This window comes from Cupriavidus sp. 05N40 (genome assembly GCF_056397305.1).
Genome location: NZ_JBFTND010000265.1, coordinates 1 through 8602, shown reverse-complemented (window position 1 = coordinate 8602; position 8602 = coordinate 1). Strand labels below are relative to the sequence as shown.

The window sequence follows — 8602 nt, the reverse complement described above, 5'->3', positions numbered from 1 at the left end:
GGCCGGCTGTGYCAACTATGCCGGCATCAAGAGCGACAAGCACATCACCGACGCCACCAGCTACGCCACCACGCAGAGCATCCCCGCCGAGCAAGGCCGCTGGCCCTCAGCCGACTGGGCCGGCCAGTTCGGCGACACGCAACTCAAAGCGCTGATCGACGAGGCGCTGATCGGCAGCCCTTCGCTCGAAAAGGCCCGTGCCCGCGTGGCCGCCGCTACCGCGTTCAGCGAAGGCGCCAACGCCAACACATTGCCGCAAGTGGGTGCCGGTTACTCCTGGACGCGCCAGCGCTTTTCGGAAAGTACGCTGATACCGCCCCCCTTCGCTGGCTCGTGGCAGTCCGAGAACAAGGGCTTCATTAATGCATCGTATGAACTCGACCTGTGGGGCAAAAACCGGGAGGCGCTCAAGTCTGCGGTGTCCGCGCTGCGTGCCAGCGAGGCCGAGGCGGAACAGGTCAAGCTGGCACTCAGCAGCGCAATTGCCCGTGCCTATAACGAACTAGCGCGCCTCTACGCGCTGCATGACATCGCCAAGGATGAAGTGAAGCAGCGCCGCGAAGTGCTGCGCGTGTCCAACGGGCGCGTCACCATGGGCCTGGATACCGAGGTCGAAAAGCGCACCGCGGAAGCCAACCTGGCCGCAAGCGCAGTTGCGTTGTCCTCGCTAGCCGGCGGCATCCAGCGCACGCGCTACCAGCTGGGCGCATTGCTCGGACAGGGCCCGGACCGCGGCATGGCGATCGACCGTCCGGCCCTCGAAGTCGGCGACGACGTCCGCCTACCCGACAACCTGCCGGCCGATCTGGTTTCGCGGCGCCCGGATATCGTCGCCGCGCGCTGGCGCGTGGACGCGATCCTTCACGACATCAAGGTGGCCAAGGCCGAGTTCTATCCGGACATCAACCTGAGCGCCATGATCGGCCTCGATGCCTTTGGCTGGGGCCGCTTCCTGCGGGCCGCCAGTCGCACCGCCTCGTTTGGGCCTGCGATTCACCTGCCGATCTTCGACGGAGGAGCACTGCGCGCCCAACTCAAGGGCCGCTATGCCGAATTCGACTTCGCCGTGGCCAACTACAACGAGACTCTGGTCAATGCCTTGACCGATGTTGCCACGCAACTCTCGGACATCCGTGCTATCGACACGCAGATCGACAATGCCGTGCGTACCGATACCGCCGCGCAACGCGCTCTGACCTTGGCGCTGGCGCAATACAAGGCTGGCCTGACCACGCAACTGACGGTGCTGAATGCACAGACCAACGCGTTGGCCAGCAGGCAGATACTCGCCAACCTGCGCATGACGCGTCGCGACCGGCAGGTCGCGTTGGCCGCTGCGCTGGGCGGCGGCTATACGGATACCTTTTACTCGACCGGACAAGCGGCGCTCGCCCGCTGATTCCGCTTTCAGTGAACACGAACAGGTGACGCCATGCACGAAACGACCAATTCCGCCCCCGCCGCTGAACAGATCAGCGCCCAGTCAACCGCCGGCACCCGGCCCGCCAGCAAGGACACCCGCAAGCACCTGCTTGCCCTGGTCGGCTTAACCACAGCGCTCGCGGCAGCCAGCTACGGCGTGTACTACTACACAGTGGCTCGATTCCACGAGGAAACCGATGACGCCTATGTCAATGGCAACCTGATCCAACTCACGCCGCAAGTGAGCGGCACGGTGGTAGCAGTCAACGCCGACGATACACAGATCGTCAAGGCCGGCGAGCCCATAGTCACGCTCGACGCTGCCGATGCAAAGATTGCGCTCGCCAATGCCGAGGCAGCGCTTGGCCAGACCGTGCGGCAAGTTAGCGCGCTCTATCTCAACAACAATGTACTGGCCGCGACGGTGCAGCAGCGCCAGACCGACCTCGCTCGCGCAAAGGACGATCTGCGCCGCCGCACCGAGGTTGTCGAATCCGGTGCGGTGGCCGCCGAAGACGTCGCCCACGCCCGCGACGCACTCAAGGCCGCCGAAGCCGCGCTCGAGACCGCGCGTCAGCAGCTTGCCTCCAACCATACACTGACAGACCAGGCCACCGTTGCCGACCATCCCAGCGTCCTGGCCGCCGCGTCCAAAGTGCGGGAAGCCTACTTGGCCCATGCTCGCAACACACTTCCCGCGCCCGTCACCGGCTACGTGGCGCGCCGCTCCGTGCAGGTTGGCCAGCGCGTGGCCCCCGGCAACCCGCTGATGGCCATTGTGCCGCTCGACGGCGTGTGGGTCGACGCCAATTTCAAGGAAGTTCAGCTCCAGCACATCCACATCGGCCAGCCGGTTGAACTGCATGCCGACCTGTATGGCAGCAATGTGACCTACCACGGCAAGGTGGTGGGCTTCTCGGCCGGCACCGGCAACGCGTTCTCGGCCCTACCCGCGCAGAATGCCACCGGCAACTGGATCAAGGTGGTGCAGCGCGTGCCCGTGCGCGTTCAGCTCGATCCGGCGGAGTTGCGCGAGCATCCGTTGCAAATCGGTCTGTCGATGCAGATCGACGTGAAAACGCGCAAGGAAGACGGCTTGCGCCTCGCGAGTGGCAGCCGCAGTGGTAACGAAGCGCCGTACCGCACGACCTATCGCACCGACGTGTTCCAGCGCTTCGGCGAGGAAGCCGATCGCGAAATCGCGCGGATCGTCTCGCAGAACCGTAACGGTACAGCCAGCGCGGAACTGGCGGCTGAACACGCGGCGCAACAAAAGCAGAAGGCCGGACCCCACCCGGCACGGCGCAGTATGCAAGCGGCCCCAGGCGCGTCAGCACATCGCGCCGAGTCGCCAGCCGCATAGGCAGCGCGCTCCGGCAATGGCCTGCCTCTGCTCATAGAGCTGACGCAACGGTTATATCACTCGTCACATCCAACCCGCGAACGCATCATGCAGTCCCAAGCCCAGACCACACTCGTGCCAATCCCATTGACCGGAGCCAAACTTGTAGCGGGTAGCTTCGCCGTGGCTCTCGCCACTTTCATGAACGTGCTGGACTCGTCGATCGCCAACGTCGCGATCCCGACGATTTCCGGCAACCTTGGCGTCTCCGTGGACGAAGGCACCTGGGTCATTACACTGTTCGCCGCCGCTAACGCCGTGGCAATACCGCTGACCGGCTGGTTAACCCAGCGCGTCGGCCAGATCCGCCTGTTCGTGGGTGCCATCCTCATGTTCGTGCTGTCGTCGTGGCTGTGCGGCATCGCACCCAACCTGGCCATGCTGTTGGCCGCGCGCATATTGCAGGGCGTGGTAGCGGGCCCCCTGATTCCGCTCTCGCAATCGATCCTGCTGTCCTCCTATCCCAAGGAGAAGAATGCCGTGGCACTTGCGCTGTGGGCGATGACGGCCACGGTTGGGCCCATCGCCGGCCCGGCCCTGGGCGGGTGGATGACCGACAGCTATTCGTGGTCGTGGATCTTCTACATCAATGTCCCTGTCGGACTGTTCGCTRCAGCCGTCACCTGGGCGATCTACCGTGACCGCGAAACGCCGACGCGCAAGCTGCCGATCGACCTCGTGGGCCTGGCCTCGCTCATCACCTGGGTAGCGTCGCTGCAGATCATGCTCGACAAGGGCAAGGACCTGGACTGGTTCAGCTCGCCGGTCATTGTCACCCTTGCCATCGTCGCGCTGCTCAGCTTCCTTTTCTTCGTGATCTGGGAACTGACCGAAGCGAATCCGATCGTCGACCTGCGCCTGTTCAAGGGCCGCAATTTCCTGACCGGTACGGTCGCCATCTCGGTGGCCTTCGCCGTTTTCTTTGCTAACCTGGTCGTCCTGCCTCAGTGGATGCAGCAATACCTGGCATACCCCGCCGTCGACGCCGGTCTGGCGATGGCGCCGCTGGGCATCTTTGCCGTTCTGCTTGCGCCGGTGGTGGGCAAGATCCTGCCCAGGTCGGACCTGCGCGTCCTCGCCACACTTTCCTTCCTCGGCTTTGCCGGCGTGTTCTTCATGCGCTCGCAGTACAGCATCGGCGTAGACACTTTCACGCTTGTACTGCCGACATTGCTGCAAGGCATTCCAACCGCGCTGTTCTTCGTCCCGCTGACGGCAATCATCCTGTCGGGCCTGCCGCCGGAAAAAATGCCGGCCGCCGCCGGCCTGTCCAACTTCGTCAGGGTGTTCTGTGGCGCAGTGGGCACGTCGCTGGCCACGACCGGCTGGAACAACCGGGCCGTGCTGCACCACGCGCGCCTTGTGGAGCAGGCCAGCCCGAACAACCCACTGTATGGCGCGGCCATCAATTCGATCCAGTCCACTCTTGGCTTATCCCCCCAGCAAGCCATTGCCTGGTTCGAGCGCAGCCTGAACACGCAAGCCATCATGCTCGGCCTAAACGACATATTCTGGATTTCAGGCGTGATCTTCGCCGCCATCATTCCGTTGATCTGGTTCACGAAGCCCGACAAGGGGGCCATGTCCGGCACCGCGGCCTCCGCCCACTGATACTCGGCCTGCGTTCTGCCACACTGCCGCGAGATGCGCATCATGCACTTGGGAAAATCGTACACATTATTCGAATTCACGCTCTGGTCGAGACGGCAACTCTATGCCTCCCTCGCATGCAGTTCGCTGCCCGTTTTCCTCTACCAGTTCCTCGGGGTGAAATGGCTGTCGATCCCGGTCTCCGTTGTGGTGCTGCTGGGCACGGCCACGTCATTCATCGTGGGTTTCAGGAACGTGCAGACCTACGGCAGGGCCCTGGAGGCACAGCAGATCTGGACTGACATCCTGAATGGCAGCCGGAGTCTGGGTGTGATGAGCCGGGACTTTCCGGCAGGACCGGCGGCGGGGCGAGAACTGATTCTCCGGCATTGCGCGTGGCTGACGGCACTCCGCTATCAACTGAGAAGCCCACGCATCTGGGAAAATGCGGGCAAGGTAGCCAATGTGGAGTACCGGAAATACTACCGGGTTCCCGAGTGGGAGACGCCATTGGAACTGGCGCTTGCGCGCTATCTGCCACTGGCCGAACTCGACTCGGTTCTGCACGCCGAGAGCAGGACAACCCGCTTGCTGGGAACGCAAGCGGCAACAATCAGGCGGTTGCTTGATGTCGGCGAGATCAGCAATGCCTTCTATCTGGAATTCGTTGGATCAATCAGGGGCCTCTTCGCGCAGCAAGGAAGGGCAGAGCGTGTCAAGGACTATCCATATCCCAGGCAATACGAGGTCATAAACAAGCTCTTTGTCCGTACCTTTTGCCTGCTGCTGCCCTTCGGCATTCTTACGGAGTTCGAAAAGCTCAATGACAGCGTTTCAGGCGTCATGCATGGCAATATGATCTGGCTGGTCATTCCATTCAGCACGATGATCTCGTGGATGTACCTAGTGCTGGAGCAGGTGGGTGAAAGCACGGAAAACCCGTTCGAAGGAAACCCCAATGACGTGCCCATGGCGCAGATCAGCTGGAAGATCGAAAGCGAGCTCATGGACATGCTTGGCGAGAAGAGCGATGTCCTCGAACCAACGACAGAGCACGGTATTGTCCTCTAGACCATTCACTGGCCCGCCGGACGCCTGCCCTTCGGGCGGGGCGCGAACGTCTGCATCAGGCGATTTTGGGTGATCGTCCCTTTGCTGCAGATTGATACGGCGACCGTCCGGAAAGCCTCTCGCAGCGAGGCTTTCCGACTTCCCTTTATATCGAGAATGTCGAGTCTTTCGCAAATCGTTGATTCACAGGAAATTTGGGAGCGCGACCGTATCAACTTGCAGCAAAAGAACGATCCCCCCTTTCTGCGGGCCGCCACCACGCCGAGCACGTTCCTGACCTCGTCCAATGTGAGTTTCGACATGACCACACTCTTCGCCACAAAAGCAGCCTGCCTTGGCAAATGGGGGGCAGGGAGTGAGCGACGCGCCTGCGGCAGGGCCTACCACACGCTGATGCTACTTCTACTTGCGGGACTCAGTGCCTGCGGGTCGCTTCCTCACAATGCTCCGCGCAATCTGCCTCAGGCCGCGGCTGGCAGCGCATCCGCGGCCATGCGCGAACCCATCGACGTCGTCGACCAGACAGCCATCGCCATGTCGTTCTCTGGCGGTGGCACGCGAGCCGCAGCCTTCGCCTTCGGGGCGCTGCAGGGGCTCAACGCCATGAGAGGTCCTGGGGGCGCGTCCCTGCTCGACGACGTCGCATTCATTAGCAGCGTGTCCGGAGGCTCCATCACCGCTGCGTACTACGGTCTGCACGGCACGGCCAGCCTGGCGACCTTTCGATCAGTGCTCCTGAAGAACGGAGAGGCGGGACTTCGCTTCAGTCTCCTGAATCCGGTCAACGTTGCACGCCTCTTCGCGGGGGGGCTCAACGATCGGGAAGATCTCCAGACATGGCTCGACGAAGACGTGTTCAAGGGCGCGACGTACGCCGACATGTTCCGCCGCGGCAAGCCAATCGTTTGGATCAATGCCACGAACGTCTACTACCGGGTCGCGTTTCCGTTCAGCCAGTTGGCATTCGATGCGCTATGCAGTGATCTTGCGAGCTTTCCCGTTTCCGAGGCCGTCGCCGCATCCATGGCGGTCCCGCTCTTCTTCGCACCGATCGTCCTTCAAAAGCATCCCGAGGCTTGTAGCGCACCGCTGCCGAACCTTGACCACGCCCAGGCGCCTGGGCGATCGCTGCTGCGTGGCGCGTTGGCAAACGCCGTTCGCGGTCTCAGGGACACGTCGAAGGGAAAGTACATCAAGCTGGTCGACGGCGGGGTGTCCGACAACTACGGATTGGCTACCATTCTACAATCGCGCCTGCTGCTGGGCACGGCTTATGGTCCCATGAGCGAGAACGACGCGATCAAGGTGCGGCGGCTACTTTTCATCGTTGTTGACGCCGGTCAGGGCCCGCGCGGCGATTTGAACCAAAGCCAGATTGGCCCATCCGGAATCGAAGTCGCAAGCGCGGCCATCGACGCGGCAATGGCGACCAACGTTCGAATGAGCTATGACGCCTTCGTTCCCATGATGCAGCAGTGGCGCGACGACCTCTTGGCCTATCGGTGTGGGATGCCGTATTCTCGGCAGCAGGAGATCGCTGCACGCCTCCCAGGCTGGCGGTGCGACGAAGTCGATTTCTTCGTCACGCGGATATCGTTTGAGGTCCTCGACAAGGAGCGTGCTGCAAGTCTGAACGATCTGCCGACCAGACTTCGTCTGCCCGAGAAAGACGTCGATAGCCTGATCGAAGCGGGAAGGGATGCCATCCTTGGCAACCCGGTGATCCGCGAGTTCGAGCGCGAATCGACTGCGGCGCGATAGTCCCGCGGCACGCGGCGTGGGTGAGGCCGCGCTCTTGCTGCTCAGCCGCGGCGCTCTCCTGGCGGAGGCACGCTCCGCACGGCCGATCTCGACGCTAAGGCGCCCCGACTCCCAGATGACCGTGGTCCCTTTCCGGCCATCTACGGCCAGTGGTCCGCGCCACTATATGGACATTTGAATGTCGCCTTCGCCCAGACAACGGCCCCTCGCGTGCCGACCGTGTCCGTCGCGTTGTCGGCCGAAGCGGCCGTTCACGCTTTTCCGACCGCAACTTGTGGGCAATGTCAGGTTCCTAACGGGGCCAACCGAGGCTGTCGCCCCCTATGCGGATAGTTGCGACCTACACCGAGCGACGGCGTACTTTGCGAAGGGGGCACGGTGAAGTACGCCTGGATCGACGAGCACCGGGCCAGTACAGCGCGAGCCGCGCTTCGCCAGCATCGGGCCGTCTGGCGCAGCGGCAATCGCCAGTAGCGCGTCGAACCTGCAGTGGTCTCTCGGGTGTTGACTTGCATGCGAGCCTGCCCCGTATTTTGCAAGTGCCGGTGACCTGGCTTGGCGACACCACCTACGCGGCGGATCTAGGACCTCAGGCGGAAGCTGTGGGTCAGCCAAAAATGCAAAGATGGGTCAAACGACGGAAGCGAAAGCCGCCGCCAAAGACGGGCAAGCGACTCCCGCGCCAGATCCGTAGTGATTTTACGGCATCTTTGGTTCGACAGATCGCCATCCCCATGCTGAAACGGTCTAACTGCTATAGACAATATGCCATTGCAAGTTCGTTGCGCTTGTACCAAATTGGCGGTAAGCGTGCGGCGCCCGTCTCACCTTCCTCGGTGGCGAGCACCGGCTTCCAATTGCATAGGTAGCGTAGAGAACGTATGGGAATTTCCAGGATAGTCAGAGCGTGCGATCGGGTGCAGAACCGCGCACTATCCTGCGAGGCGCTTCGCGAGCCGTTAGCAGGGGGGCGATGGCGTGTGGCCGGTATGCCGTGGTGATGCCGCTTAGCGTGCGGAACCGATGGGTGGCAAAGCCGATGCCGGTACCCGGAAACCGGCAGCGATAATGGAGCTGCTCTACAGTCCCGACTCGCCATATGCCAGGAAAGTGCGGGTTGCGGTGCGTGAGAAAGGCTTGCTCGACATCATCGACGAGGTCGTAGTGAATCCCAACGGGAACGGCGCCGAGCTGCTTTCCCTGAATCCTCTGGCCGAGGTGCTGACCTTGCAGCGCGGTAACGGGTCATTGTTCGACAGTCCACTGATCTGTGAGTACCTGGATGGACTGTCACCGATCGAGTCTCTGATTCCGCGAGCCTTTGAACCACGAATCGACGTGCTTAGGCTGCAAGCG

Annotated in this window: 6 protein-coding genes; all 6 read left to right on the top strand. The window is 62.3% G+C overall.

Annotated features, from left to right (window positions below):
* On the top strand, positions 1-1399 hold a 1399-nt coding region (locus tag AC1DO7_RS36860; protein ID WP_477117274.1), incomplete at its 5' end, for an efflux transporter outer membrane subunit.
* A 33-nt stretch (positions 1400-1432) separates the two neighbouring features.
* On the top strand, positions 1433-2785 hold the full coding sequence (locus AC1DO7_RS36855) for an HlyD family secretion protein (RefSeq protein WP_441620371.1): 1353 nt from the start codon (positions 1433-1435) through the stop codon (positions 2783-2785).
* A gap of 87 nt (positions 2786-2872) precedes the next feature.
* The gene (locus tag AC1DO7_RS36850; RefSeq protein ID WP_477117273.1) at positions 2873-4435 is read left to right on the top strand and encodes a DHA2 family efflux MFS transporter permease subunit; all 1563 of its coding nucleotides are present in this window, start codon (positions 2873-2875) and stop codon (positions 4433-4435) included.
* Between the two features lie 42 nt (positions 4436-4477).
* Positions 4478-5485 (top strand): bestrophin family protein, encoded by a 1008-nt coding sequence (locus tag AC1DO7_RS36845; protein ID WP_441620375.1) that lies wholly within the window; start codon positions 4478-4480, stop codon positions 5483-5485.
* Positions 5486-5554: 69 nt separating this feature from the next.
* On the top strand, positions 5555-7246 hold the full coding sequence (locus AC1DO7_RS36840) for a patatin-like phospholipase family protein (protein ID WP_441620377.1): 1692 nt from the start codon (positions 5555-5557) through the stop codon (positions 7244-7246).
* Between the two features lie 1068 nt (positions 7247-8314).
* A partial coding sequence (locus tag AC1DO7_RS36835) for a glutathione S-transferase N-terminal domain-containing protein (RefSeq protein WP_477117272.1) occupies positions 8315-8602 on the top strand: 288 nt, incomplete at its 3' end.

What these genes read in the sequence shown, in the direction of transcription:
- AC1DO7_RS36845 (WP_441620375.1), top strand. Translation starts at nt 4,478, where the DNA reads ATGCACTTGGGAAAATCGTACACATTATTCGAATTCACGCTCTGGTCG.
- AC1DO7_RS36855 (WP_441620371.1), top strand. Translation starts at nt 1,433, where the DNA reads ATGCACGAAACGACCAATTCCGCCCCCGCCGCTGAACAGATCAGCGCC.